Origin of the sequence: Meinhardsimonia xiamenensis (assembly GCF_900102905.1) — a bacterium.
Taxonomy (GTDB): Bacteria; Pseudomonadota; Alphaproteobacteria; order Rhodobacterales; family Rhodobacteraceae; genus Meinhardsimonia; species Meinhardsimonia xiamenensis.
Map to the genome: position 1 here is coordinate 106,090 of NZ_FNFV01000002.1, position 25,985 is coordinate 132,074.

The 25,985-nt window shown below is 68.2% G+C and carries 30 protein-coding genes; 24 read left to right on the forward strand and 6 right to left on the reverse strand.

Annotation, left to right across the window (positions count from 1 at the left end):
* Positions 1-14 precede the first annotated feature (14 nt).
* The 23 genes from BLQ14_RS04375 to BLQ14_RS15660 all read left to right on the forward strand — a co-directional run bounded on the left by BLQ14_RS04375 (position 15) and on the right by BLQ14_RS15660 (position 20,134).
* The gene (locus tag BLQ14_RS04375) at positions 15-1,175 is read left to right on the forward strand and encodes an MFS transporter (protein WP_092498646.1); all 1,161 of its coding nucleotides are present in this window, start codon (positions 15-17) and stop codon (positions 1,173-1,175) included.
* 75 nt (positions 1,176-1,250) lie between these two features.
* Positions 1,251-1,988 carry a 3-oxoacyl-ACP reductase FabG gene (gene fabG / locus BLQ14_RS04380; RefSeq protein ID WP_092498648.1) on the forward strand — a complete coding sequence of 246 codons (738 nt, stop codon included), beginning with the start codon at positions 1,251-1,253 and terminating at the stop codon, positions 1,986-1,988.
* Between the two features lie 184 nt (positions 1,989-2,172).
* Positions 2,173-2,409 carry an acyl carrier protein gene (locus tag BLQ14_RS04385; protein WP_092498650.1) on the forward strand — a complete coding sequence of 79 codons (237 nt, stop codon included), beginning with the start codon at positions 2,173-2,175 and terminating at the stop codon, positions 2,407-2,409.
* Positions 2,410-2,576: 167 nt separating this feature from the next.
* Positions 2,577-3,839, forward strand: coding sequence for a beta-ketoacyl-ACP synthase II (fabF, locus tag BLQ14_RS04390; RefSeq protein ID WP_092498652.1), 1,263 nt, complete (start codon positions 2,577-2,579; stop codon positions 3,837-3,839).
* On the forward strand, positions 3,839-4,993 hold the full coding sequence (gene mltG, locus BLQ14_RS04395) for an endolytic transglycosylase MltG (RefSeq protein WP_092498654.1): 1,155 nt from the start codon (positions 3,839-3,841) through the stop codon (positions 4,991-4,993). The genes fabF and mltG overlap by 1 nt, the downstream gene beginning before the upstream one ends.
* A 183-nt stretch (positions 4,994-5,176) precedes the next feature.
* On the forward strand, positions 5,177-5,518 hold the full coding sequence (locus BLQ14_RS04400; RefSeq protein ID WP_092498656.1) for a hypothetical protein: 342 nt from the start codon (positions 5,177-5,179) through the stop codon (positions 5,516-5,518).
* Positions 5,442-6,803 (forward strand): DNA-packaging protein, encoded by a 1,362-nt coding sequence (locus tag BLQ14_RS04405; protein WP_245656942.1) that lies wholly within the window; start codon positions 5,442-5,444, stop codon positions 6,801-6,803. Before BLQ14_RS04400 ends, BLQ14_RS04405 begins: the two co-directional genes overlap by 77 nt.
* Before the next feature lie 197 nt (positions 6,804-7,000).
* Positions 7,001-8,194: a phage portal protein gene (locus BLQ14_RS04410; RefSeq protein WP_092498660.1), complete on the forward strand. Its 1,194-nt coding sequence runs from the start codon at positions 7,001-7,003 to the stop codon at positions 8,192-8,194.
* On the forward strand, positions 8,184-8,744 hold the full coding sequence (locus tag BLQ14_RS04415) for an HK97 family phage prohead protease (protein WP_092498662.1): 561 nt from the start codon (positions 8,184-8,186) through the stop codon (positions 8,742-8,744). Before BLQ14_RS04410 ends, BLQ14_RS04415 begins: the two co-directional genes overlap by 11 nt.
* Positions 8,745-8,794: 50 nt before the next feature.
* Positions 8,795-9,997, forward strand: a complete 1,203-nt coding sequence (locus tag BLQ14_RS04420; RefSeq protein WP_092498664.1) for a phage major capsid protein — start codon at positions 8,795-8,797, stop codon at positions 9,995-9,997.
* Between the two features lie 163 nt (positions 9,998-10,160).
* Positions 10,161-10,757, forward strand: coding sequence for a head-tail connector protein (locus BLQ14_RS04425; protein ID WP_092498666.1), 597 nt, complete (start codon positions 10,161-10,163; stop codon positions 10,755-10,757).
* On the forward strand, positions 10,754-11,092 hold the full coding sequence (locus tag BLQ14_RS04430) for a head-tail adaptor protein (protein WP_092498668.1): 339 nt from the start codon (positions 10,754-10,756) through the stop codon (positions 11,090-11,092). The genes BLQ14_RS04425 and BLQ14_RS04430 overlap by 4 nt, the downstream gene beginning before the upstream one ends.
* Entirely contained in the window at positions 11,089-11,499 is a 411-nt protein-coding gene (locus BLQ14_RS04435) for a DUF3168 domain-containing protein (protein ID WP_092498670.1), read from the forward strand. The genes BLQ14_RS04430 and BLQ14_RS04435 overlap by 4 nt, the downstream gene beginning before the upstream one ends.
* Before the next feature lie 24 nt (positions 11,500-11,523).
* Positions 11,524-11,940, forward strand: coding sequence for a phage major tail protein, TP901-1 family (locus tag BLQ14_RS04440; RefSeq protein ID WP_092498672.1), 417 nt, complete (start codon positions 11,524-11,526; stop codon positions 11,938-11,940).
* Between the two features lie 3 nt (positions 11,941-11,943).
* The gene (locus tag BLQ14_RS04445) at positions 11,944-12,276 is read left to right on the forward strand and encodes a gene transfer agent family protein (RefSeq protein WP_092498674.1); all 333 of its coding nucleotides are present in this window, start codon (positions 11,944-11,946) and stop codon (positions 12,274-12,276) included.
* Entirely contained in the window at positions 12,273-12,476 is a 204-nt protein-coding gene (locus BLQ14_RS04450) for a rcc01693 family protein (protein ID WP_092498676.1), read from the forward strand. Before BLQ14_RS04445 ends, BLQ14_RS04450 begins: the two co-directional genes overlap by 4 nt.
* 4 nt (positions 12,477-12,480) lie before the next feature.
* Positions 12,481-13,140, forward strand: coding sequence for a phage tail tape measure protein (locus tag BLQ14_RS04455; RefSeq protein ID WP_092498678.1), 660 nt, complete (start codon positions 12,481-12,483; stop codon positions 13,138-13,140).
* 12 nt (positions 13,141-13,152) lie between these two features.
* Positions 13,153-13,791, forward strand: a complete 639-nt coding sequence (locus tag BLQ14_RS04460) for a DUF2460 domain-containing protein (protein ID WP_092498680.1) — start codon at positions 13,153-13,155, stop codon at positions 13,789-13,791.
* The gene (locus BLQ14_RS04465; RefSeq protein WP_092498682.1) at positions 13,791-14,678 is read left to right on the forward strand and encodes a DUF2163 domain-containing protein; all 888 of its coding nucleotides are present in this window, start codon (positions 13,791-13,793) and stop codon (positions 14,676-14,678) included. Before BLQ14_RS04460 ends, BLQ14_RS04465 begins: the two co-directional genes overlap by 1 nt.
* Positions 14,675-15,124 carry a C40 family peptidase gene (locus BLQ14_RS04470; protein WP_092498684.1) on the forward strand — a complete coding sequence of 150 codons (450 nt, stop codon included), beginning with the start codon at positions 14,675-14,677 and terminating at the stop codon, positions 15,122-15,124. The genes BLQ14_RS04465 and BLQ14_RS04470 overlap by 4 nt, the downstream gene beginning before the upstream one ends.
* Entirely contained in the window at positions 15,124-19,053 is a 3,930-nt protein-coding gene (locus tag BLQ14_RS04475) for a baseplate multidomain protein megatron (protein WP_092498686.1), read from the forward strand. Before BLQ14_RS04470 ends, BLQ14_RS04475 begins: the two co-directional genes overlap by 1 nt.
* A complete protein-coding gene (locus tag BLQ14_RS04480; protein ID WP_092498687.1) occupies positions 19,046-19,756 on the forward strand; it encodes a DUF2793 domain-containing protein in 711 nt (236 codons plus the stop codon). Before BLQ14_RS04475 ends, BLQ14_RS04480 begins: the two co-directional genes overlap by 8 nt.
* A gap of 6 nt (positions 19,757-19,762) precedes the next feature.
* A complete protein-coding gene (locus BLQ14_RS15660; RefSeq protein WP_143004458.1) occupies positions 19,763-20,134 on the forward strand; it encodes a DUF7742 family protein in 372 nt (123 codons plus the stop codon).
* Here the strand turns inward: BLQ14_RS15660 and BLQ14_RS15665 are convergent.
* On the reverse strand, positions 20,041-20,388 hold the full coding sequence (locus tag BLQ14_RS15665) for a TraR/DksA family transcriptional regulator (protein WP_092498691.1): 348 nt from the start codon (positions 20,386-20,388) through the stop codon (positions 20,041-20,043). The genes BLQ14_RS15660 and BLQ14_RS15665 overlap by 94 nt on opposite strands.
* 80 nt (positions 20,389-20,468) lie before the next feature.
* On the opposite strand from BLQ14_RS15665, the gene cysE reads away from it, so the two are divergent.
* Positions 20,469-21,278: a serine O-acetyltransferase gene (cysE, locus tag BLQ14_RS04495; protein WP_092498693.1), complete on the forward strand. Its 810-nt coding sequence runs from the start codon at positions 20,469-20,471 to the stop codon at positions 21,276-21,278.
* A gap of 7 nt (positions 21,279-21,285) precedes the next feature.
* Here the strand turns inward: cysE and BLQ14_RS04500 are convergent, their stop codons facing one another.
* The 5 genes from BLQ14_RS04500 to BLQ14_RS04520 form a co-directional block, all read right to left on the reverse strand.
* Positions 21,286-21,618 (reverse strand): carboxymuconolactone decarboxylase family protein, encoded by a 333-nt coding sequence (locus tag BLQ14_RS04500; RefSeq protein ID WP_092498695.1) that lies wholly within the window; start codon positions 21,616-21,618, stop codon positions 21,286-21,288.
* A gap of 75 nt (positions 21,619-21,693) precedes the next feature.
* Positions 21,694-23,019 (reverse strand): pyruvate dehydrogenase complex dihydrolipoamide acetyltransferase, encoded by a 1,326-nt coding sequence (locus BLQ14_RS04505; RefSeq protein WP_092498697.1) that lies wholly within the window; start codon positions 23,017-23,019, stop codon positions 21,694-21,696.
* Positions 23,020-23,031: 12 nt separating this feature from the next.
* Entirely contained in the window at positions 23,032-24,423 is a 1,392-nt protein-coding gene (locus BLQ14_RS04510; protein ID WP_092498699.1) for a pyruvate dehydrogenase complex E1 component subunit beta, read from the reverse strand.
* Positions 24,424-24,438: 15 nt separating this feature from the next.
* Positions 24,439-25,458: a pyruvate dehydrogenase (acetyl-transferring) E1 component subunit alpha gene (pdhA, locus tag BLQ14_RS04515; protein WP_092498701.1), complete on the reverse strand. Its 1,020-nt coding sequence runs from the start codon at positions 25,456-25,458 to the stop codon at positions 24,439-24,441.
* A gap of 131 nt (positions 25,459-25,589) precedes the next feature.
* The gene (locus tag BLQ14_RS04520; protein ID WP_092498703.1) at positions 25,590-25,886 is read right to left on the reverse strand and encodes an FtsB family cell division protein; all 297 of its coding nucleotides are present in this window, start codon (positions 25,884-25,886) and stop codon (positions 25,590-25,592) included.
* Between the last annotated feature and the right edge of the window lie 99 nt (positions 25,887-25,985).

Below are 25,985 nucleotides of genomic sequence, written 5' to 3' on the forward strand. Positions count from 1 at the left end.
GCGGGTTGCGGCGGATGCCCGCCGGCGTCTGGGCGCTGGGGCTCGTGTCGCTCCTGATGGATGTCTCCTCGGAGATGATCCATGCGCTGCTGCCGGTGTGGCTGATGGTGGGGCTCGGTGCCTCGGCGTTGACGGTGGGGCTCATCGAGGGTGTGGCGCAGGCCACTGCCGCCATCACCAAGCTGTTTTCGGGCGCGCTGAGCGACCGGCTGGGCCGGCGCAAGCCTCTGGTTCTGCTGGGGTATGCCCTTGCAGCGGTGACAAAGCCGGTGTTTGCGATGGCACCCTCGGCGGGATGGGTGGCGGCGGCCCGCTTTGCCGACAGGGTAGGAAAGGGAATTCGCGGCGCCCCGCGCGATGCGCTTCTGGCCGATCTCGCGCCCGAGGACATCCGGGGCGCGGCCATTGGTCTGCGGCAGTCGCTCGATACGGCCGGGGCGTTCCTCGGGCCGCTTCTGGCGGTCGGGCTGATGTGGGTGTTCGCGGACAACTTCCGTGCCGTCTTCTGGACCTCGGCGGTGCCTGCGGTACTGGCCGTGGCGCTCATCCTCTTCGCCGTGCGGGAGCCGCCGAGGGCCGGCAAGCCCGTGCGCGCGCCGCTCTCGCGAGCCGGGCTCGGCCGGCTCGGCCGGCGCTACCGGCAGGTCGTGGCCGTGGCGGTGGCCTTCACCCTGGCGCGGTTCTCGGAGGCATTTCTCGTTCTCCGGGCGGAGGGAGCGGGCCTGTCCTTCACGCTGTTGCCGCTCGTCTTCGTGGCGTTGAATTTGGCCTATTTTCTCAGCGCCTACCCGGCAGGGGCGGTTTCTGACCGGGTGGACAGGACGCTCGTGCTCGTTCCCGCGCTCGTGCTGCTGGCCGCCGCGCAGATTGCGCTTGCCGGGGGTGGGGCCATCGGCATCGGGGCCGGCGTGATTCTCTGGGGGCTGCACATGGGCTTGAGCGAGGGCATCCTTTCAGCGCTCGTGGCCGATTCCGCGCCCGCCGAGCTGAGGGGCACGGCCTATGGTGTCTTTCACCTCGTCACGGGCGTCGCGATGCTTCTGGCCAGCGCCATTGCCGGGGCGCTCTGGCAGTTCGCGGGGCCTGCGTTCAGCTTCGGCGCCGGTGCCGGGTTTGCCGCCATCGCGCTCGCGGGCGTGGTGGCGTTGCGCCGGCAGTGGGCGGCGCGCGGGTGACTGGGCGCTTGCCGCAGCGCGCGCGCTGGGCTAGCACGCGCGCCAATCGGGATCGTCGCCAAGGAGTATTGCCCCATGTTCGATCTTACCGGGAAATCCGCGCTCGTCACTGGCGCGTCGGGAGGCATCGGCGCCTCGATTGCGCGCGCGCTCTTCTCGCGGGGAGCCAAGGTGGGGCTTTCGGGCACGCGGATCGAGCCGCTCGAGGAGCTTGCCGCCGAGCTGGGCGAGGGGGCCCATGTTCTTCCCTGCAACCTCTCTGACCCCGATGCGGTGAAGGAACTTCCAAAACGGGCCACCGAGGCGATGGGTTCGGTGGATATTCTCGTCAACAACGCGGGCATCACGCGCGACAACCTGTTCATGCGCATGTCGGACGAGGAGTGGCAGGCGGTTCTTGACGTGAACCTGACCGCGGCGATGCGGCTTTCGCGCGGGGTTCTGCGTGGCATGATGAAGGCGCGCTGGGGGCGGATCATCAACGTCACCTCGGTGGTGGGAGCCACCGGCAACCCCGGTCAGGGCAACTATGCCGCGGCCAAGGCCGGGCTTGTGGGCATGTCGAAGTCGCTGGCCTATGAGGTGGCGAGCCGCGGCATCACCGTGAACTGCATCGCGCCGGGCTTCATCGAGACGGCCATGACCGACAAGCTGACCGACGAGCAGAAGGCGCGCATACTGGCGCAGATCCCGGCAGGGCGCATGGGCCGGCCGGACGAGATTGGCGCGGCGGCGGTGTATCTCGCTTCGGAAGAGGCGGGCTATGTCACCGGCGCGACGCTGCATGTCAACGGCGGCATGGCGATGATCTGAGCGGCTGTCGCGCCACGGCGAAAGCGTTTGCGTCGCCTGAACGATGTGCTATAGGCGGCGCAGCTTGCCGGGGCGCGATGTCGCACCGGGCATGTTCCGTGTGGTTGACGGGACAGGGAGCGCTCCGGCAAACCGGGGCAGTGAGGATCGCGGGGCAGAACCCGAACAGGAATGAGGAACTGAAATGAGCGACATCGCAGATCGCGTCCGCAAGATCGTTGTCGAACACCTTGGCGTGGAAGAGGACAAGGTTGTCGATTCGGCCTCCTTCATCGACGATCTGGGCGCGGACAGTCTGGACACGGTGGAACTGGTCATGGCCTTCGAGGAGGAGTTCGGCATCGAGATCCCCGATGACGCGGCCGAGACCATCCAGACCTTCGGCGATGCTGTGAAGTTCATTACCGAGGCAACCTCCTGAGAGGCGGGTGCCAGACGAAGTTGGGGGCGCCCTGCGGGGCGCCTTTTTCTTGACGGGGGGCGGGAGCGCCCTTCCTGTGCATGTGCGGCCGCCCTGTCAGGCACCGGCCTTGCGGCATTGCAAGTGGCGCGTGTATCAGGGCGTGACCGAGAAGCGAGGGTGAGACGATGCGCCGAGTTGTTGTCACGGGGCTGGGGATGGTCACGCCGCTGGCGTGCGGGGTGGAGGAAACCTGGTCGCGGCTGCTGGCCGGTGAATCCGGGGCTGACACGATCAAGAGCTTCGACGCCAGCCATCTGGCGACGACCTACGCCTGCGAGATTCCGCGCGGCGATGGCTCCGACGGCACGTTCAACCCTGATGATTGGCTCGACAAGCGCGAGCAGCGCAAGGTCGATACCTTCATTCTCTATGCCATGGCGGCAGCCGAGCAGGCAGTGCGCGATGCGAACTGGAAGCCCGAGGACGAGGAGAGCCGGCTGCGCACGGGGGTGATGGTGGGCTCCGGCATCGGCGGGTTGTCGACCATCGCCGAGACGGCGATGCTCATCAAGGAGAAGGGGCCGCGGCGGGTTTCGCCCTTCTTCATTCCCGGCTCGCTGATCAATCTGGCAAGCGGCAACATCTCGATCCGCTACGGCTTCAAGGGGCCCAACCATGCCGTGGTGACGGCCTGCTCGACCGGCGCGCATGCCATCGGCGACGCGGCGCGGCTCATCCAGTGGGGTGATGCCGACGTGATGCTGGCGGGAGGCAGCGAGGCGCCGATCTCGGAGATCGGGATTGCGGGGTTCAATGCCTGCAAGGCGCTTTCCACCAAGTGGGGAGATGAACCGAAGCGGGCGAGCCGGCCCTATGACGCAGACCGCGATGGTTTCGTGATGGGCGAGGGCGCGGGCGTGGTCGTGCTCGAGGAATACGAGCACGCGCGGGCGCGCGGCGCGAAGATCTATGCCGAGGTGCTGGGCTACGGGCTCACGGGCGACGCCTATCACATCACCGCGCCGAGCGAGGATGGCGAGGGCGGGTATCGCTCGATGAAGGCGGCGCTCGAGCGGGCCGGACTCGAGCCTTCGGCGGTGGACTACATCAACGCGCATGGCACCTCGACCATGGCCGACACCATCGAGCTTGGCGCGGTGGAGCGGCTCCTGGGTGAGGCGGCACCGAAGGTGACGATGTCCTCGACCAAGTCCTCGATCGGACATCTGCTGGGCGCGGCGGGGGCGGTGGAGGCGATCTTCTGCGTGCTTGCGATCCGCGATCAGGTGGCGCCGCCGACCATCAATCTCGACAATCCGGCGGTGGAGACGCCGCTCGACCTTGCCCCGAATGCGCCGCGCAAACGGGAAATCAGGGTGGCGCTTTCCAACAGCTTCGGCTTTGGCGGCACCAATGCCTCGCTGGTGCTGGGGAGGGTTGACGGCTGATGTGGCGTCACATCGCCTCGAATGCCCTGACGCTGATGATCGTTGTACTGGTGGCGCTCGGCGGCTTCATCGCCTGGGCGCAGCATCAGTACAGCAAGCCCGGACCCTTGGCCGAGGCGATCTGCCTTCGGGTGGCGCCCGGCTCCAACATGGCGCGGGTGAGCGAGCAGCTGGCGGGCCAGGGTGCTGTCACCTATCCGACGATCTTCCGGGTGGGGGCGCAGTATGCGGGCAAGGCGCAGGCGCTGAAGGCGGGGAGTTTTCGCATTCCGCCTGGTGCCTCGATGGCCGAGATCGTGGATATCGTCACCCGCGGGGGGCAGTCGACCTGTGGCACGGAAATCGTCTGGCGCATTGGCGTGACGCGCTTTCAGGTGCAGGTGCGCGAGCTCGACCCGGTGGAGAACCGCTTTGTGGAGCGGGCGTCCTTCGACCCGGTGAGCGAGGAGCCGCCGGAGGTTTACCTGCAGATGCTCGAGCCGGCGGATACGCGCTTTCGGCTGACTGTTGCAGAGGGGGTGACGAGCTGGCAGGTGGTCGAGGGGCTCAAGCTCGTCGATGTGCTCACCGGCGAGATCAACGGCATTCCCGATGAGGGATCGCTCGCGCCCGACAGCTACGAGCTTGTGCGCGGCATGAGCCGGGCGGAGGTGATTGCCGAGATGCAGCGGCGGCAGGAAGAGCGGTTGCAGACGGCGTGGGCCAACCGGGCCGAGGATCTTCCCTTCGAGACGCCGGAGGAGGCGCTCATTCTCGCCTCGATCGTCGAGAAGGAGACGGGCGTGCCCGAGGAGCGGCGGATCGTGGCCTCGGTGTTCATCAACCGGCTGAAGAAGGGGATGCGGCTGCAGACCGACCCGACCGTGATTTATGGGCTCACCAGGGGGCAGGGCGTTCTGGGGCGCGGGATCAGGCAGAGCGAGCTCAGGCGCGAGACGCCCTACAACACCTATGTCATCGACGGGCTGCCGCCGACGCCGATTGCCAATCCGGGGCTGGCCTCGATCGAGGCGGTGCTGAATCCCGAGGAGACGGATTTTCTCTATTTCGTGGCCGATGGCACGGGGGGGCATGCCTTTGCCAAGACGCTTGCGGAGCACAACCGCAATGTGGCGCGCTACCGGGAGATAGAGCGTCAGCGGAATGGCGAATGACGCCGAAAGGGCAGCGCGCGGTGCGTTAACACACTGATAACAATAAACTTCTTGACTTTCGGGACGGTCCAGAGTACTACTTTGGGCAAGCTGGAAGAAGTGGGCAAGGCGGCCCGGGGGTGACCCCGGAGCCGCCTTTTCGCTTCTCTCGTGCGGGCAGGCATGAGGGCAGAACACAACGGCATGGCATTGATCACCCCCTTCGGGAAGGACGGGGTCGCCGAGCGCATGGTCTCGGTGGCGATGGAGCAGTTTGTGGCCGTCACCGAGCTCATGGCCGAGCTCGTGCGGCAGATCGAGGCGGGAGAAGTTCCCGCACCGGGAGACGCGAAGCGAACGGTGGCCGAGTATCGCGCCACCATCCGCATGGCGATGGAAGAGAGGCAGAGGCTTGAAGACAAACTCAAGACCGCAAACGGTGTCGTTGGCGGACATGCGCTCGACTTCGATGCGGCGCGAGACGAGATCCGGCGCCGCCTGGCTCGCCTCAGAGCCGCCGGAGGTGGTGGAGAGGTTTCTGGGTGAGCTCTCGGAGGGGGCGCTTCTGGCGCTACCCTATCTCTTCGAGTTCTGGGCCTTGCCGCATCAGCTGCCGCCCGAGGGCGATTGGAAGAGCTGGGTCATCATGGGCGGGCGCGGCGCGGGCAAGACGCGCGCCGGGGCCGAGTGGGTGCGCGCGGAGGTGGAGGGGGCAACGCCGCTGGCGGCGGGGCGCTCGAAGCGGGTGGCGCTGATCGGTGAGACCTTCGACCAGGCGCGGGAGGTGATGGTGTTCGGCGACAGCGGGATTCTCGCCTGTTCGCCCCCTGACCGTCGCCCGCAGTGGGAGGCGGGGCGCCGGCGGCTCGTGTGGCCGAATGGGGCGGTGGCGCAGGTGTTTTCGGCCCATGAGCCCGAGGCGCTGAGGGGGCCGCAGTTCGATGCCGCCTGGGCCGATGAGCTGGCGAAGTGGAAGCACGCGCAGGAGGCCTGGGACATGCTCCAGTTCGCGCTCAGGCTCGGGGAGCATCCCCGGCAGGTGGTGACGACGACGCCGCGCAATGTGGGCGTGCTGAAGGCGCTTCTGGCCAACCCTTCGACGGTGGTCACGCGGGCGCCGACGGAGGCGAACCGGGCCTATCTGGCGGAATCGTTCCTTGCCGAGGTTCGGGCGCGCTATGCGGGCACGCGGCTTGGCCGGCAGGAGCTTGACGGCGAGCTTCTCGACGAGGTCGAGGGCGCGATGTGGACGGGTGCTGCGCTCGAGGGGCTGCGGGTGAAGGCTTTGCCTGAGGGGATCAGCCGGGTGGTTGTGGCCGTCGATCCGCCGGTGACGGGGCACGCGGGTTCGGACGAATGCGGCATCGTGGTGGCCGGTGTCATCGCCGAGGGACCGCCGCAGGACTGGCGCGCGGTGGTGATCGAGGACGCGAGCGTTCGCGCCGCCTCGCCCAAGGGCTGGGCGGAAGCGGCGATTGCGGCGATGGAGCGGCACGGCGCCGAGCGGCTGGTGGCCGAGGTCAATCAGGGCGGCGATCTGGTGGAGAGCGTGGTGCGGCAGGTCGACCCCCTGGTGCCCTTCCGCGCGGTGCGGGCGGCGCGGGGAAAGGCCGCGCGCGCCGAGCCGGTGGCCGCACTCTACGAGCGGGGGCGGGTCGTGCACATGCCCGGTCTCGAGGTGCTCGAGGATCAGATGTGCCGGATGACGGCGCAGGGTTATCGGGGGGCGGGCTCGCCCGACCGGCTGGATGCGCTGGTGTGGGCCCTGCATGAGCTGGTCATCGCGCCGGCCGCGGCCTGGCGACGGCCGCGGGTGCGGAGCCTGGGCTGAGCCTGACGCAGCGATCCTGTCGAGACGAGGGCAGCGACCGACCCGGCGGGGTGGGCGTGAAGCGCCCGCCCCGTTGCGGCGAGGGCGCACCTTTGGTGCGACGGGGGCGGGTCGGGCGCTGCCCGGCCTGACGGCCGGGCGGGCCTTTCAGTCGCTGCCACCCCTGCGTGGCGTGCCGGAGGTGAAAGGGAGACGACATGGTGTTCGAGATATTAAGGCGGTCCCGCGAGGCGGTGCCGGAGGTGAAGGCCTCGGCCACGGGGCGGCTGGTGGCCTGGGCAAGCTCGGGGCGTAGCGTCTGGGGGCCGCGGGATACCGCAAGCCTCATCCGCAACGGCTTTGCGGGCAATCCGGTGGGGTTTCGCTGCGTGAAGCTGATCGCCGAGGCGGCGGCGGCGCTGCCGCTCGTGCTGAGCGACGCGGAGCGGCGGTATCAGCAGCATCCGGTGCTGGAGCTTGTCGGGCGGCCCAATGCAGCGCAGGGGCGGGCGGAGCTTTTCGAGGCGCTCTATGCCCAGCTGATGCTGAGCGGCAACGCCTATGTGGAAGCGGTGGCGGGCGAGGCGGCGCTGCCGGCGGAGCTGCATGTTCTGCGGTCCGACCGCATCAGCATCGTGCCGGGGCCCGATGGCTGGCCCGCGGCCTATGACTACGGCGTCGGCGGGCGGAAGCATCGCTTTGCGGTGCCGGAGTTCGGGCCCTCGCCGATCTGTCATCTGAAGCACTTCCACCCCCAGGACGACCATTACGGGCTCTCGCCCCTGCAGGCGGCGGCGGCGGCGGTTGACGTGCACAATGCCGCCTCGCGCTGGTCGAAGGCGCTTCTCGACAATGCCGCGCGGCCTTCGGGGGCGATCGTCTACCGCGGCGCGGACGGGCAGGGGTTGCTCTCGCCCGATCAGTACGAGCGGCTGCAGGCCGAGCTCGAGGCGCATCATCAGGGCGCGCGCAATGCCGGGCGGCCGATGCTCTTGGAAGGCGGGCTCGACTGGAAGCCGATGGGCTTTTCGCCCTCGGACATGGAGTTTCAGAAGACCAAGGAGGCGGCGGCGCGGGAGATCGCGCTGGCCTTCGGGGTGCCGCCGATGCTGCTCGGAATCCCCGGCGATGCGACCTACGCCAACTATCAGGAAGCCAACCGCGCCTTCTACCGGCTGACGGTGCTGCCGCTGGCCTCCCGCGTGGCGGCCGCGCTCGGGGCCTGGCTGGGCGAGTTCGCGGGCGAGCGGCTCACCCTTGCCCCGGACATTGACCGGGTGCCGGCGCTGGGCGCGGAGCGCGATCTGGAGTGGCGGCGGGTGGCTGAGGCCAGCTTCCTGACCGATGCAGAGAAGCGGGCGATGCTGGGGCTGCCGCCGCTCAATCAGGAGGAGACGGGCGATGACGATTGAGGCTCAGGGAGCGCCGGAGCGCAAGTTCTGCCGGTTGGGCGAGGAGATCTCGGTGACCGACGGGACGGTGATTGCCGGGTATGCCTCGCTGTTCGGCCGTGTGGATCAGGGCGGCGATGTGGTCGAGCCCGGCGCCTATGCCCGCTCGCTGAAGGAGCTGGCCGCGGCGGGGCGGCGGGTGAAGATGCTCTGGCAGCATGATCCGGCCCAGCCCATCGGGGTGTGGGACGAGGTGCGTGAGGATGAGCGCGGGCTCTATGTGAAGGGCCGGATCCTGACGGATGTGGCGCGTGGCCGCGAGGCGGCCGCACTGGTGGCGGCGGGTGCGATCGACGGGCTGTCGATCGGCTATCGGACGCGCCGGGCCACGCGGGACGACAAGGGCCGGCGGCGCTTGTCGGAAGTCGAGCTGTGGGAGGTGTCGCTTGTCACCTTCCCGATGCTCGCCGAGGCGCGGGTGGCGGCGAAGGGGGAGCACCCCGGCGCCGAAGCCTTGCGCGAACTGGCGGCGGCCTTCCGGCACGCGCGCCGCTTGCTGGCCGCGACGTGATGGCGGCCGGCTGACCCGACCCCTCTCTCAACCAACTCACAGGACCAAGGATGACCGAGACCGAGAGCAAGGCTCGGGCCGGGACGGGTGTGCCCGCCCAGGCCGACCCGGCGGCGGAGGTGAAGACCGCGCTGGCCGGATTCGTGAGCGACCTGAAGGCGTTTCAGGCCGACGTGACCTCCAGACTCCAGAAACAGGAAGAGCGACTGACCATGATGGATCGCAAATCTCTCAAGCCGGGCCGTCCCGTGCTTGCCACCGCCTCCGAGAACCCCGCGGCGCCGCATCAGAAGGCCTTCGAGGCCTATGTGCGCTCGGGTGATGACGCCGCGCTCCGCGGGCTCGAGCTCGATGGCAAGGCGATGTCCACCGCGGTGGCGTCGGACGGCGGCTATCTGGTGGACCCGCAGACCTCGGAGACGATCCGCAGCGTGCTGAATGCCACCGCCTCGATCCGCAAGATCGCCAGCGTCGTCAATGTCGAGGCGACCTCCTATGACGTGCTGATCGACCTTGCCGACACTGGCGCGGGCTGGGCGACGGAGACCGGGGCCACGGGCGAGACCGGCACGCCGACCATCGAGCGTATCTCGATCCCGCTTTATGAGCTCTCGGCGATGCCGAAGGTCTCGCAGCGGCTTCTCGACGACTCGGCCTTCGATGTGGAGGGCTGGCTGGCCGGGCGCATCGCAGAGAAATTCGCCCGCGCCGAGGCGGCGGCCTTCGTGAACGGCGACGGGGTGGACAAGCCGAAGGGCTTTCTGAGCTATCCGACGGTGCCGGTGGGTTCCGAGACCTGGGGGCAGATCGGCCATGTGGCCACTGGCGTTGCCGGCGACTTCCCGGCCACCGATCCGGCCGATGTGATCGTCGATCTGGTCTATGCGCTGGGCGCGCAGTATCGCGCCAACGCGAGCTTCGTGATGAACTCCAAGACCGCGGGCGCGGTGCGCAAGCTGAAGGATGCCGATGGCCGCTTCTTGTGGTCCGACGGGCTGGCGGCGGGGGAGCCCGCGCGGCTGATGGGCTATCCGGTGCTGATCTGCGAGGACATGCCTGACATCGCCGCCGACGCCCCGGCCATTGCCTTTGGCGATTTCGCTGCCGGCTACACCATCGCCGAGCGCCCTGATCTCAGGGTGCTGCGCGATCCGTTCTCGGCCAAGCCTCATGTGCTGTTCTACGCCACCAAGCGCGTGGGTGGTGATGTGAGCGACTTCAACGCCATCAAGGTGCTGAAGTTCTCCTTCTGATCCGCGTTGTCGCGGATGGCCGGGCCGTGGTGTGAGCCGCGGGCCGGCCGGTGGGCGCGCGCCAGTTTGGCCCCGCGTTGACCAGCTGCTCCCCTCCGTCCGAGCAACCGGGCGGCGCGCGCCCATCACCGCAGGGGAGGCTACCCGATTTCGGAGACGTTTCATGATGCTAGTCGAGCAGACCACGCTGCCTTCCGCGGCGCTGCCGGTCACGGAATTCAAGGACCACCTGCGGCTCGGCACCGGGTTTGCCGATGACGGGCTTCAGGACGCGGTGCTGGAGGCCCATTTGCGCGCCGCCTTCGCGGCGATCGAGGCGCGCACCGGAAAGATACTCATCGAGCGCGGCTTCACCTGGCGGCTCAGCGGCTGGCGCGACTTCGCCCGTCAGGCGCTGCCGGTGGCGCCGGTGACCGCCATCACCGAGGTCAGGACCATCGACCGCAACGGTGTGGAGACGGTCATCGACCCGGCCCGCTACCGGCTCGAGCCCGACCTGCAGCGGCCGCGGCTGGTGTCGAACGGGCTGAACCTGCCGCTCATACCGCTGAATGGCGCGGTGGAGATCAGCTTCACCGCGGGCTATGCGCCGGACTGGGCGGGGCTGCCGGCCGATCTGTGTCAGGCAGTGCTGATGCTTGCGGCGCATTACTACGAGAACCGCGGTGTTGCGCCGGTGGGCGAGGGCATGCCCTTCACGGTGAGCCTTCTGATCGACCGCTACCGCACTGTGCGGCTCTTCGGCGAGGGCGCGCGATGAAGGCACCGAGGCTGAACCGCAGGCTGGTGCTCGAAGGCGCCTCGCGCGTGAGTGACGGCGCCGGCGGCTATGACCTTGTCTGGACGGCGCTGGGCACGCTCTGGGCCGAGGTGAAGGCGGGCGCGGGGCGCGAGGCGGAGATGGCCGACATCACCGTTGGCGAGGCGCGCTACCGCATCACCGTGCGCGCCGCGCCTCATGGCGCGCCGTCGCGGCCGGTGCCCGGCCAGCGCTTTCGCGAGGGGGGGAGGCTGTGGCGCATCCTGGCGGTGACGGATGCCGATCCGCAGGCCCGCTACCTGACCTGTCATGCGGTCGAGGAGGTGGTGGCATGAGCTACGGGACATCGGCGGCGCTGCAGGAGGCGGTCTTTGCGCGGCTGCAGGGTGATGCGGCGCTCGTGGCGCTGGTGGGCAGCGCGATCTACGACGAGGTGCCGCCGGGGGCGTTGCCCCCAACCTATGTCAGCATCGGCCCGGAGGAGGCGCGGGATGCCTCGGACGGCAGCGTGCGCGGGGCGCGCCATGACTTCACCGTCAGCGTGATCAGCGATGCGGCGGGCTTCCAGACCGCCAAGGAGGTGGCGGTGGCGGTGTCGGACGCGCTTCTCGGCGCGCCGCTCGCACTCTCGCGCGGGCGCGTGGTGGGGCTGTGGTTTCTGAGTGCGAAGGCGGCGCGCGACGAGGCGGGCGTGCTGCGACGGATCGATCTGCGCTTTCGGGCGCGGACCGAGGACATCTGAGGACAAGGCAACGGAGTGAGGGACATGGCGGCCCAGAACGGCAAGGATCTTCTGATCAAGATCGACATGGACGGAAGCGGCACCTTCCAGTCCTTCGCGGGGCTGCGCGCCCAGCGGATTTCCTTCAACGCCGAGCAGGTGGACATCACCAGCCTCGAGAGCGCGGGCGGCTGGAGGGAGCTGCTTGGCGGGGCGGGCGTGAAGAGCGCCTCGATCTCGGGCTCGGGCGTGTTTCGCGACGATGCCACCGACGAGCGGGCGCGGCAGATCTTCTTCGATGGGCAGACGCCGCGGTTCCAGGTGATCATCCCCGATTTCGGCACGGTGGACGGGCCGTTCCTGATCACCGCGATCGAATATGCCGGCACCCACAATGGCGAAGCGACCTACGAGATCTCGATGGCCTCGGCCGGGGCGCTGAGCTTCGTGGCGGCGGTGTGAGCCATGGCCAACCCCTGGGCGGGAGAGGTCGAGCTCGTCATCGACGGGGCGCCGCGGGCGATGAAACTGACGCTGGGGGCGCTCGCCGAGCTCGAGGCGTCGCTCGGGGCAGGTTCGCTCGTGGAGCTCGTGGAGCGTTTCGAGGCCGGGCGGTTCTCGAGCCGCGATGTGCTGGCGGTGATCGTGGCGGGGCTGAGGGGCGGCGGCTGGCAGGGCTCGGCCGCCGATCTCACCGCCGCCGAGATCGCGGGCGGTCCGCTTCAGGCGGCGCGGGCGGCGGCGGCGCTTCTGGTGCGCGCGTTCGCGCTTCCCGGTGAGGAGGAGGGCGCGGGGTGAGCGGCGGGCCGCGCATCGATTGGGCGGCGCTGATGCGGGCGGGGCTGCATGGGCTGCGGCTGACGCCCGCGCAATTCTGGGCGCTCACGCCGGTGGAACTGCGGCTGATGCTGGGGATCGAGGGGCGGGCGGCGCCGCTGACGCGGGCGCGGCTTGCCGAACTGATGCGCGCCTTCCCCGACGAGGGCGATGGAGAGTGAGCCGATGCAGGATGTGAACGCGCTCGACGACGAGATCGAGGCGCTGGAGGCGACGCTCGGGGCGACGGCCGGCATGGCGCGGGCCTTCGAGAGCGAGCTGAAGGCGATGCAGGGGACGCTGGCGAGCACCAGCCGCGAAGTGAATGTGCTCTCGGGCGGGATCAGCCGGGGGCTCAGGCGCGCCTTCGATGGGCTCGTCTTTGACGGCATGCGGCTTGAGGATGCGCTCAAGGGCGTGGCGCAGGCGATGATTGATGCGGCCTATTCGGCCGCCATCCGGCCGGTGACTTCGCATTTCGGGGGGCTTCTCGCGCAAGGCATCGAGTCGGTCGTCTCCGGCTTTGGGCTGTTTGCCAAGGGTGGCAGCTTCGCCCAGGGGCGGGTGATGCCCTTTGCCCAGGGCGGTGTGGTGAGCGGGCCGACGACGTTTCCGATGCGAGGAGGAGTGGGGCTCATGGGCGAGGCGGGGCCCGAGGCGATCATGCCGCTCAAGCGCGGGGCCGATGGCAAGCTCGGCGTCGCGGTGCAGGGCGGTGCCGCGGCGCGGCCGGTGCAGGTGGTGATGAACATCTCCACCCCGGACGTGGAAGGCTTCCGGCGGGGGCAGACGCAGATTGCAGCCAGCATGACCCGGCTTCTCAGCCGCGGCCAGCGCAACCGCTGAGGAGGAAAGGGCATGGCATTTCACGAGGTGAGGTTTCCCGCGGCGCTGAGTTTCGGCGCCACCGGAGGGCCGGAGCGGCGCACCGAGGTGGTGACGCTGGCGAACGGCTTTGAGGAGCGCAACAGCCTGTGGGCCCATTCGCGGCGGCGCTATGATGCGGGGCTGGCGCTCTCGTCGCTCGACGATCTCGAGACGGTGCTCCAGTTTTTCGAGGCGCGCCGCGGGCGGCTGCACGCGTTCCGCTGGAAGGATTGGGCGGACTTCAAGTCCTGCGCGCCGTCGCGGGAGGTGGGGCCGTTCGATCAGCAGCTTGGCACGGGCGATGAGGTCACGACCGCGTTCCAGCTCGTCAAGCTCTACCGCTCCGGCGACGAGACTGCCGACTATCGGCGCCCGATCGTCAAGCCGGTGGCCGGCACGGTGCGGGTGGCGGTGGGTGGCGTGGAGCTTGTCGAGGGCGAGCACTTCACGGTCGATCACGCGCAGGGCGTGGTCAGCCTTGGCAGTGCGCCGGCGATCGGGGCGGTGGTGACCGCAGGCTTCGAGTTTGACGTGCCGGTGCGCTTTGACACCGACCGCATCGATGTGTCGGTGGCCACGTTTCAGGCCGGCGAGGTGCCGAGCATTCCGGTGGTGGAGGTGCGTATCTGATGACGCTTGATCCGGCATTCGAGGCGCATCTTGCCAGCGGCGTGACGACCGTCTGCCGCTGCTGGCTGCTCACGCGCCGGGACGGCACGCGCTACGGCTTTACCGATCATGACGAGGATATCCTCTTCGATGCTGTGCGTTTTCGTGCCGAGACGGGGATTTCGGCCGGTGCGCTGCAGCAGTCGACGGGCCTCAGCGTGGATAACGCCGAGGCCGTTGGCGCGCTGTCGAGCATTGCCCTGACCGAGGCTGACATCGAGGCGGGGCGGTTTGACGGCGCGGAGGTGCTTGCCTGGCTGGTCAACTGGGCCAATCCCGAGGAAAGGGCGCTTGTCTTTCGGGGAACGCTTGGCGAGATCCGACGCGCGGGCGGGGCGTTTCACGCCGAGCTCAGGGGGCTCACGGAGGCGCTCAACACGCCCGTCGGCGGGGCCTACCAGAAGCAGTGTGCCGCCATTCTGGGTGATGCGCGCTGCGGGGTCGATCTGAGCGACCCGGCCTTCAGTGTCGAGGCAGCGGTGGTGGCCGTCGAGGCGCGCAAGCTTCTGGTCTTCGAGCCATTCGAGGGATTTGCCGAGGGGTGGTTCGAGGCCGGGATGGTGCGGGTGATCACGGGCGCGGCGGCTGGGCTTGCCGGCGTGATCCGCATGGATCGGGCTCGGGAGCATGGGCGGGAGATTGCGCTTTGGCAGGCGCTGGCCGCGGCGGTCGAGCCGGGCGACCTGGTGCGGCTCGAGGCCGGCTGCGACAAGCGCTTCGATACCTGCAAGGCTAAATTCGGCAATCATCTGAACTTCCGTGGCTTTCCGCATATTCCGGGCGAGGACTGGCTGATGAGCTACCCGTCTTCGGGCGAGGTTCTTGACGGCGGGAAGCTGGTGCCATGAGCGGCATCGGTGCGGCGGCGGTTGCCGAGGCGCGGCGCTGGCTTGGCACGCCCTATGTGCATCAGGCCTCGACGCGGGGGGCGGGCTGCGACTGTCTGGGCCTCCTGCGCGGCGTGTGGAGGGAGCTTTACGGCAAGGAGCCCGAGACGGTGCCGCCCTACACCCTGGACTGGGATGAGCCTTCAGGTGAGGAGGTGCTCTGGCGCGCGGCGCGGCAGCATCTCGTTGCCTGCGCGCCGGGGGAGGCGGTGGAGCCCGGCCAGGTGCTTCTGTTTCGGATGCGCGCCGGTGCGGTGGCCAAGCACCTCGGGATTGTTGCTGCGGCGGGCAGGCGACCGAGCTTCATTCACAGCTACAGCGGGCACGGGGTGGTGGAAAGCCCTCTCTCCGAGCCTTGGGCGCGCCGGGTGGTGGCGCGGTTCTCATTTCCTGAAAGGGGGGCCTGATGGCGACGATTGTCCTCTCCGCGGTGGGTGCGGCCGTGGGGTCCGCCATTGGCGGAAATGTGCTGGGGCTGTCCTCGGTGGTCATCGGCCGCGCGATCGGGGCGACGCTTGGGCGCTGGGTGGACCAGCAGATTCTCGGTGTCGGCTCGGAGGTGGTGGAGACCGGCAAGATGGATCGGCTGCGCCTCACCGGAGCAAGCGAAGGAACGCCGGTGACGCGCGTGCATGGCCGCGCGCGGGTGCCGGGGCAGGTGATCTGGGCGACGCGTTTCCGGGAGACGGTCACGACCAGAACCGCCGGGGGCTCGGGCAAGGGGACGGGCCCGAGGATAACCACCCGGGATCATTCCTACTCGATCAGCCTGGCGGTGGCGCTTTGCGAGGGCGAGATCACCGGTGTCGGGCGCGTCTGGGCCGACGGCATGGAGGTGGATCGCGGCACTCTCACGATGCGTGTCTATCGTGGCACCGAGGATCAGATGCCCGACCCGAAGATCGAGGCGGTGCAGGGGGCGGGTAATGCCCCGGCGTATCGGGGCATCACCTATGTCGTGCTCGAGGACCTGCAGCTTGAGCCATACGGGAACCGGGTGCCGCAGCTGACCTTCGAGGTCATGCGCCCGGAGCAGCCGGGGCAGGAGGTGCCGGAAATCGCGCGCGGGACACGGGGCGTGGCGCTGGTGCCGGGTACGGGCGAATACGCGCTCGCCACTTCGGTGGTGCATTACGACAACGGCCCTGGCGACCTGCGGCCGGCGAACCTGAACTCCACCGCAGGTGTGACCGATTTCGTGGCCTCGTGGAAGGCGCTGCGCGACGAGCTGCCAAACTGCAACGCCGTCTCGCTGGTGGTCAGCTGGTTCGGGGACGATCTGCGGGCAGGGCAGTGTTCGCTCAGGCCGAAGGTGGAGCAGAGCGCGGCTGACGGGCGGGAGATGCCCTGGCGGGTGTCGGGGCTTTGGCGCTTCAACGCCGGGGTGGTGCCGCATGTTGACGGCGCGCCCGTCTATGGCGGCACGCCGGCTGATCGTTCTGTTGTGGAGGCGATTTCACACATGCGCGCCGACGGGGCGCATGTGACCTTCTACCCGTTCATCCTCATGGAGCAGCTTCAGGGCAATGCGCTCATCGACCCGTGGACGGGGAAGGCGGGACAGCCGCATCTGCCGTGGCGTGGGCGGATCACCACCTCGCTTGCGCCCGGTGTTCCCGGCTCGCCGGACGGGACGGCTGCAGCGGAGGCCGAGGTGGAGGCCTTCTTTGGCGCGGCGTCACCCTCGGACTTCACCGTGATCGGGAGCCATGTTGCCTACACCGGGCCCGAGGAATGGTCCTACCGGCGATTCATACTGCACTATGCGCATTTGTGTGCGGCGGCAGGCGGGGTCGATGCCTTCTGCATCGGCTCGGAGATGCGTGCGCTCACCCAGATCAGAGGGGCGGCCAGCAGCTTCCCGGCCGTGCAGGAGCTGATCCGGCTGGCGGCTGACGTGCGCGCGATTCTCGGGCCGGAGACCAAGATCGGCTATGCCGCCGACTGGTCGGAGTATTTCGGTTATCACCCGCAGGACGGCTCGGGGGACGTGTTCTTTCACCTCGATCCGCTCTGGGCCGATGCGAACATCGATTTCATCGGCATCGACAATTACATGCCGCTGTCGGACTGGCGCGATGGGCGCGAGCATGCCGATGCACATTGGGGCTCGATCTACAACCTCGATTACCTCAGGGCTAATGTCGCCGGCGGCGAGGGGTATGACTGGTATTACCATGCGCCCGAGGCCGAGGCGATCCAGCGGCGCACACCGATCGAGGACAGTGCCCATGGCGAGCACTGGGTGTTCCGCTACAAGGACATCAGAGGCTGGTGGTCGAACCCCCATCACGAGCGGCGGGGCGGGGTGAGGCTGGCGACGCCGACGCCCTGGGTGCCGGAGTCGAAGCCGATCTGGTTCACGGAGTTCGGCTGCGCGGCCGTCGACAAGGGAACCAACGAGCCGAACAGGTTTCTTGACCCGAAGAGCTCGGAGTCGTCGCTGCCGAAATACTCGAGCGGGGCGCGTGATGACTACATCCAGATGCAGTATCTGCGCGCGGTGACTTCGTACTGGAGCGATCCGGCGAACAACCCTGTCTCGTCTGTCTACGGCGGGCCGATGATCGACATGGAGCGCGCCCATGTCTGGGCGTGGGACACGCGGCCCTATCCGTTCTTTCCCGGGCGCGCCGATCTCTGGGCTGATGCGGCCAACTATACCTGCGGCCACTGGATCAACGGGCGGGCCTCCTCGCGGTCGCTGGCCGAGGTGGTGCGCGAGATCTGCGGGCGGGCGGGGGTGGAAGATGTGGATGTTGGCCGGCTGCATGGACTCGTACGTGGCTACTGGCTGAACGAGGTGACATCGGCGCGCGCGGATTTGCAGCCGTTGATGCTGGCGCACGGGTTTGACGCGGTCGAGCGTGAGGGCGCTCTGAGCTTTGTCACCCGTGGCGGGCGGGTCGATCACGTGGTGGGCCGCGATCTCCTGGCCGTCAGCGACGAGCTTGAAGGAGATCTGGAGACCATCCGTCTGCCGGAGGCCGAAACAGCCGGGCGCGTGCGGCTCAGTTTCAGCGAGGCGGATGCGGACTTTGCGGCGGCCGCGGAGGAGGCCGTCTTTGCCGATGAGGAGAGCCGGGGTGTCTCGGTTTCGGAGTTTCCGATGGTGCTTACCCGCGCCGAGGCGCGCGGGATCGCGGAGCGCTGGCTGGCCGAGGCCAGGATTGCGCGCGATCGGGTGCGCTTTGCCCTGCCGCCGAGCCGGGCGCGCGTGATGGCCGGAGACGTGGTGAGCCTCGAGACGGAGGCGGGGCTTACCGAGTTCCGCGTTGACCGGGTGGAGAGCGCCGGTGCGCGGCTCGCTGAGGGGGTGCGCGTGGACACGAGCCTGGCTGCGGGGCCCTCGGGCGAGGAGCGCCCCGCGCAGCTTGGGGCCGGGACGGTGCAGGCGGTGGGGCCGGTCTACCCGGTTTTCATGGATCTGCCGATTCTGACCGGTCAGGAGGTTGAGCACGCCCCGCATGTGGCGGCAACGGCGGTGAACTGGTCGGGGCCGGTTGCCGTATATCACGCGTCCCAGGATGCGGGATATGCGCTCGACACTGTGCTTGAGCGTGCGGCGGTGGTCGGCATCACCGAAACCGAGCTGCCCGCGGCCACCGAGGGCCTTGTTGACCGCGGCCCGGCGTTGAGGGTGCGGCTCATTCGGGGCGTGCTTTCCTCCGCGTCCTTGGAGGCGGTCCTGAACGGGGCGAATGCGGCGGCGATCGGCGACCCCGAGACAGGTGTCTGGGAGGTCATCCAGTTTGCGCGGGCCGAGCTTGTCGGAGAGCGGTTGTGGGCACTGTCGGAGCGCTTGCGCGGGCAGGCAGGCACCGACGGTGTGATGCCGGCGGCGTGGCCGGCGGGCAGCCATTTCGTGTTGCTCGACGGGGCGGCGCACCAGGTCGGGCTGGCGCCGGAGCACCGGGGGCTGGAGCGCCACTATCGCGTGGGACCGGCGGCGAAGGCCTATGACGACCCGGCCTATGTGCATGAGCTGCATGCCTTTCAGGGCGTGGGCCTGCGCCCCTATCGCGTGGCGCATCTGCGTGCGGCGCGGGCCGGGAATGGTGATCTCGGCGTCAAGTGGGTGCGTCGCACACGCATCGATGGTGACAGCTGGGAGGTCTACGAGGTGCCGCTGGGCGAGGAGCGCGAGCTCTATCGCGTGCAGGTCTGGGCGGGGGGCGTGCTCCTGCGCGAGGAGGAGGTGGCCGCGCCGACGTGGTCCTACCCTGTGGCGCTTCAGACCGCAGACGGTGTGACGGCACCGTTCGAGATCGACGTGGCGCAGATTTCGGACCGGTTCGGAGCCGGTCCTTCAAGGAGGATCACGATCAATGGCTGAGACCCTCAATCTTGGATTGCCGCTTCTCGCCCCAAGCCAGGCGCAGAAGCATGTCACCGTCAACGAGGCGTTGGCGCGGCTGGACGGGCTCACGCAGCTGGTGCTTGTCTCGTCGAGCCAGAGCGCGCCGCCTGCCGCGGCGAGCGAGGGCGCGGTGTATGCGGTGCCGAGCGGCGCAACCGGCGACTGGTCGGGTCACGAGGGGCAGCTCGCCATTGGCTCGAACGGCGGCTGGGTGTTCGTCACGCCGCAAGTCGGCTGGCGCGGTTTTCTCGCCGAGACGGGTGCTCATGTCGTCTGGGATGGCGCGGGGTGGATCGAGAACGCGGTGGCGGTGACGCCGGGGCGCGCGCATGCGCTGATCGAGTCGGTGGAGTTCGATCATGTGATCGGGGCGGGCACGAGTTCGACGACGTCCTTCATCATCCCGCAATACGCCGTGGTGCTGGCCGTCACGGGACGGGTCAAGACGGCGATCACCGGCACGTTGACGAGCTGGGAGCTGGGCGTGCCCGGCAGCACGAACCGCTATGGCAGCGGGTTGTCACTGGTGCAGGGCTCGTGGGTGATCGGCATGTCGGGTCAGCCCCAGACGTATTATGCCGATACGCCACTCATGCTCACCGCGGCGGGGGGCGAGTTCGCCGGCGGCGAGTTGCGGCTGGCTGTGCACATGTTCCGGGCGACGCCGCCCGAGCTGTGAACGGCCATGCGTGCCTTGACCCACAGTGACATGGTGGCGGCAGCCCGGGTCCTGATGGGATTTGCGGAGGCCGATCACGGCGCAGTGGCACGGCGGCTCATCGCCGAGGCGCGATGGGCCGACAGCTGGCGCAAGCGCAACGGGCGGGCGCATCCGCTCTGGGGAGATGGCAGCCTCATGGCCGCAGCGCTCTTGCGCCGGCCGGGGCCCGAGCCCTCGATGAACGACGCACGCTGGCTCGGATGTCTTGCCGCGGTGCTCGAGGCGTTGATCGACGATCGCCGTCAGCGCGCCGAGGCGCAGGAGACGCAGGTGGCGGCGGCAGGGTCGATCTCCAACCGACGGGGTGCGATCTCCTCCCCGCAGTCGCAGCAGTAGCCGTATTCACCTTCGTCCATGCGGGCCAATGCGGCGTGGATGGCGCGCCGCCGGCGCGCGCGCAGTGCGGCTTCGGCCTTGGACATGGCCTGGCTCTGCAGGGCATCCATGCGCGTGAGGCGGCCGACCGCCTGTTGGTCCAGTTCGACGGTGCGCTGTCCACTCTGGCCAAGGGCCTCGGCGTTTTCGAGGCCGGCGAGCTCCTCGAGAAGCCGGTTCCGCAGAAGGTTGAGATCGTCTTGGGACAAAGGCATTGGTGCGGACTCTGGCGCTTTCCTGTTTTGCCTGACCCGTGGCTGTGGTGTAATGCAGCGAAAGCGAAGAGGAAAGCGCCATGGCACGGACACAGGGCAAGCTTGCCGAACTCGACCCGGTCTGGACGCGGATACGTGAAGAGGCCGAGAAGGCGGTGAAGGCGGAGCCGCTGATGGGCGGGCTCATCCACTCCTGCATTCTCCATCACCGGACGCTGGAGGCAGCGGTGGCCTACAGGCTCTCGTTCAAGCTGGCCTCGGGAGAGATGCCCGAGCAGCTTCTGCGCGAGATTGCCGATGAGGCTCTCGCCGCCGATCCGGCCATCGGCGAAGCGTTGCGGGCCGATCTCGTTGCGGTTTACGACCGTGATCCTGCCTGCCATCGGCTGATGCAGCCGATCCTCTATTTCAAGGGGTTCCAGGCCTTGCAGGCCTATCGGCTGGCGCATTGGCTTTGGAGGCAGGGTCGCAAGGATCTGGCCTATTTCTTCCAGATGCGCTGCTCGGAAGTGTTCGGTGTGGACATTCACCCGGCCGCGCGGCTCGGCAAGGGAATCATGATCGATCACGCCCACTCCATTGTCATCGGCGAGACGGCGGTGGTCGGCGACAACGTGTCGATGCTGCACTCGGTGACGTTGGGTGGCACCGGCAAGGAGGATGAAGACAGGCATCCGAAGATCGGCGCCGGCGTGTTGATCGGTGCCGGGGCGAAGGTGCTGGGCAACATCCGCGTCGGCGACTGCAGCCGGATTGCGGCTGGTTCGGTGGTGCTGAAGGACGTGCCGCCGAAGACGACGGTCGCCGGCGTGCCGGCAAGGATCGTGGGCGAGGCGGGATGCGATCAGCCCTCTGTCTCGATGGACCACTTGCTGCGCGGCAGGGAGTAGGAGGCGTTCAGGTCAGCTGGTCCCACGCTTCGAGCGCCTTGACCCCATACATGTACGCCGGGCCGCCGCCCATCATCACTGCAACCGAGATCGTCTCGGCCACCTCCTCGCGCGTGGCGCCGGCGCGCGCGGCGCCCTTGATGTGAAAGCCGATGCAGTCGACGCAGCGGGTCGAGATGCCGATGGCTAGCGCGATGAGCTCCTTTTGCTTGGTCGTGAGCGCGCCCGGTGCCATTGCCGCCTGCGAGAGCGCGGTGAAGCCATGGCCAGTGTCGGGCTGAAGTTCGCGGAAGGCGCGCAGGTTGTCGCTGGTGTTCTTGAGCTGGGCTTTCCAGTCCATTTTCGTCTCCCCTGAAATGCAAAACGGCCATCGCCCATTCGGGCGACGGCCGCCTTGCGCTGGATCAATCCCGGCTCAGGCGAGCATGCCGAGGGGGTGTTCGAGGTGGCGCTTGATGGCCTCCAGAAAGCGCGCCCCGAGAGCGCCGTCGATGACGCGGTGATCGACGGAGAGGGTCACACTCATCATGGTGGCCACTTCGACCTCGCCGGCATCATTCACCACCGGTTTCCTGACGCCCGCACCGACGGCGAGGATGGAGCCGTGCGGCGGGTTGATGACAGCGTCGAAGCTCTCGATGCCATACATGCCGAGATTGGAGATCGCGAAGCTGCCGCCCACGTATTCGTGCGGGGCAAGCTTGCGCTCGCGGGCGCGCGTGGCGAGATCCTTCATCTCCGCCGAGAGCGCCGAGAGCGATTTCAGATGAGCGTCCTTGAGGACGGGGGTGAAGAGCCCGCCTTCCACCGCCACGGCCACCGCCACGTCGGACGGCTTGAGCTTGAGGATGCGGTCGCCCGCCCAGACGGCATTGGCGTCGGGCACCTCCTGCAGCGCCAGTGCGGCGGCCTTGATGATGAAGTCGTTGACCGAGAGCTTCACCCCGCGCTCGGCAAGCTCGGCGTTGAGCTGGGCGCGGAACTTCATAAGCGCATCCAGCCGGATTTCGCGGCGAAGGTAGAAATGCGGGATGGTCTGCTTGGCCTCGGTCAGCCGCGCGGCGATGGTCTTGCGCATGCCGTCGAGCTTGACTTCTTCGAACGGGCGATCGGCGAACATCTTCATCACCGTCTCGGCCGAGGGGCCGGCGGAAAGAGCTGCGGCAGGAGCGGCTGGCGCGGCGGCCGGTTTCTCCGCCACGGGCGCGGCTGCGGGCTTCGGCGCGGCCAGCGCTGCCTCGATGTCGGCCTTGACGATGCGCCCATGCGGGCCGGTGCCCTCGATCTTTGACAGGTCCAGCCCGTGCTCGGCCGCGAGACGGCGGGCGAGCGGCGAGGCGAAGATGCGCCCGCACTTCTCTGCCGCCGGGGCCGCGGGCGCTGCAGGGGCGCGGCTCGCCGGTTCGGGCGCGCTTTTCGTCTCGGGCGCGGCCTGCGGCTCGGGCGCAGCCTGCTGCGGCGCGGTGGGTGTCGCGTTCTCGATGTCCTCGAGGCGTTCGCCCTCCTCGAGCAGGATGGCGATGGGTGTGTTGACCTTCACGCCCTCGGTGCCTTCGGGGACGAGGATCTTGCCGATGATGCCTTCATCTACGGCCTCGAACTCCATCGTCGCCTTGTCGGTCTCGATCTCGGCGATCACGTCACCGGCCGAGACGGTGTCACCTTCCTTCACATGCCATTTCGCCAGCGTGCCCTCCTCCATGGTGGGGGAGAGCGCGGGCATCAGGATCTGCGTGGGCATTGGCGCGCCTCCTCAGCGATAGGTGACCTGGCGGACGGCGGCGACGACCTCTTCGGGCGTCACCAGCGCGAGTTTCTCGAGATTGGCGGCATAGGGCATCGGCACGTCCTTGCCGGTGCAGTTGATCACCGGCGCATCGAGCCAGTCGAATGCCTCCTGCATCAGCACCGCCGAGATGTGGTTGCCGATCGAGCAGACCGGCCAGCCTTCCTCCACCGTCACGCAGCGGTTGGTCTTCTTCACGCTCTCGATCACGGTGGCCGTGTCCATCGGGCGCAGCGTGCGTAGGTCGATGACCTCGGCGGAGATGCCCTCGGCCTCGAGCATCTCGGCGGCCTTGAGGGTATGCGTCATGCCGATCCCGAAGCTCACCAGCGTCACATCCGTGCCCTCGCGCCAGATCCGCGCCTTGCCGAAGGGAATGGTGAAATCCTCCAGATCCGGCACCTCGAAGGAGTGGCCGTAGAGGATCTCGTTCTCGAGGAAGATCACCGGGTCGGGGTCACGGATCGCGGTCTTCAGAAGGCCCTTGGCATCCGCCGCCGAATAGGGCTGGACAACCTTCAGCCCCGGGACATGCGCGTACCATGCCGCATAGTCCTGACTGTGCTGGGCGGCGACGCGGGCGGCGGCACCGTTGGGACCGCGGAAGACGATCGGCACACCGATCTGCCCGCCTGACATGTAGCGGGTCTTCGCGGCGGAGTTGATGATGTGGTCGATCGCCTGCATGGCGAAGTTGAAGGTCATGAACTCGACGATCGGCCTCAGTCCGGCCATGGCCGCGCCCACGCCGAGCCCGGTAAATCCGTTCTCGGTGATCGGCGTGTCGACGACGCGGCGCTCGCCGAATTCGTCGAGCAGCCCCTGGCTGACCTTGTAGGCGCCCTGATACTGGCCGACCTCCTCGCCCATCAGGAACACACGCTCGTCGCGGCGCATTTCCTCGGCCATGGCGTCGCGCAGCGCCTCGCGCACGGTCTGGGTCTTCGTCGGCGTGCCCTCGGGCCAGTCGCGGGTGACTCCGGTGGAAGGTGCTGCGGCCCGCGCCACGGCAGGCGCTGCGGGTGCGGCGGCCGGCGCGGCGGCAGAAGCCGGGGCCGGCGCCGCTTGCGGCGCCGGTGAGGCAGCCGCGGCCGGTCCTTCCGCGGGAACCTCCTCTCCTTCCTCCACCAGAATCGCGATGGGGGTGTTGACCTTCACCCCTTCGGTGCCCTCGGGCACGAGAATCTTGCCGACGATGCCCTCATCGACGGCCTCGAATTCCATTGTCGCCTTGTCGGTCTCGATCTCGGCGATGACGTCTCCCGCGGAGACCTTGTCGCCTTCCTTCACCAGCCATTTTGCAAGCGTGCCCTCCTCCATGGTCGGAGACAGCGCGGGCATCAGAATTTCGGTTGCCATGGTCCTCTATCCCCCTCAGGCACGCGCGCCGCTGTCGTCGGCATAGACATCCGTCCAGAGCTCCTCCTCGGGCGGTTCGGGGCTCTGGCGGGCAAATTCGGCGGCCTCGTTGATGATCTGCTTGACCTCGCGGTCAATCTCCTTGAGCTCGTCCTCCGTCGCCAGACCGTGGGCGAGAATGATCTTGCGCACCCCGTCGATCGGGTCATGCTCCTCGCGGATCTTCTGCACCTCCTCGCGCGTGCGGTACTTGGCCGGGTCCGACATGGAGTGACCGCGGTAGCGGTAGGTCATCATCTCCAGAATGTACGGCCCCTTGCCCGAGCGGGCATGTGCGGCGGCCTTCTCGCCGGCGGCCTTCACCGCCAGCACGTCCATGCCGTCGACCATCTCGCCGGGGATGCCGTAGGCGGCGCCCCGCTCGTAAAAGTCCGGGCTCTTGGTGGCGCGGTCAACCCGCGTGCCCATGGCGTAGCGGTTGTTCTCGATCACGAAGATCACCGGCAGATCCCACAGCTCCGCCATGTTGTAGGTCTCCGCCACCTGGCCCTGGTTCGCCGCGCCGTCGCCGAAATAGGTGAAGGTCACGTTGTCGTTGCCGCGATACTTGTCGGCAAAGGCTAGCCCGGCACCGATCGGCACCTGTGCGCCGACGATCCCATGCCCGCCGTAGAAATGCTTCTCCACCGAGAACATGTGCATCGAGCCGCCCTTGCCCTTGGAGTAGCCGTCGATGCGGCCGGTGAGCTCGGCCATGACCCGGCGCGGGTCCATGCCGCAGGCCAGCATGTGACCATGGTCGCGGTAGGACGTGATGCGCTTGTCGCCCTCCCTTGCCACCGCCTCGAGGCCGACCACCACCGCCTCCTGTCCGATGTAGAGATGGCAGAAGCCGCCGATCAGCCCCATGCCGTAAAGCTGACCCGCCTTCTCCTCAAAGCGGCGGATGAGCAGCATCTCGCGGTAATAGTGCAGCAGCTCCTCGCGGCTCGCCGGCGGCTTGGCCGACTTCGAACTCTTGCGGGTCGTGGCCATGGGCATCTCCTCCGCTGGAAGGTAGTTTAGCGTTAAACTATCCCATAGCGCAGGACGCGGAGGATTGCGACAGGAAATTGCCGTGCGCCGGCGCAGCGCTGCCATGCGCTCCGGACAAGCGTGCGCGGGGCTCAGCGAATCACGATCTCATCGGTGCGCATCAGCCCCAGCACCGAGCGCGCCTGCTCGTCGAGCAGGTCGAGGTCGAGAAACTCATCCGACAGGCGCCGCGTCTTGTTGGCCATGCGCGCGACCTCTGCGGCGAGGCGGTCGCGCTCGGCGCGCAGCTGGGCGGCCTCTGCCTCGATCTGCACGCGGCGGAACAGGCCGTGCTCACCCTGGACGCTGGCGAAGGTGAAGTATCCCGCCAGCGCGAAGATGACGGTGAAGAAGACGAGCGAGCCGAAGGGCGGACCCTGCCGTGACATCTCTGCCTCATTGAAGGCGCCTCTGGCGGGCGCGTGGGAACGATCATGCCACAGCCACGGCGCGAGGGGAATCCCTCTCGCGGCGGCGGCCGGAAGCGC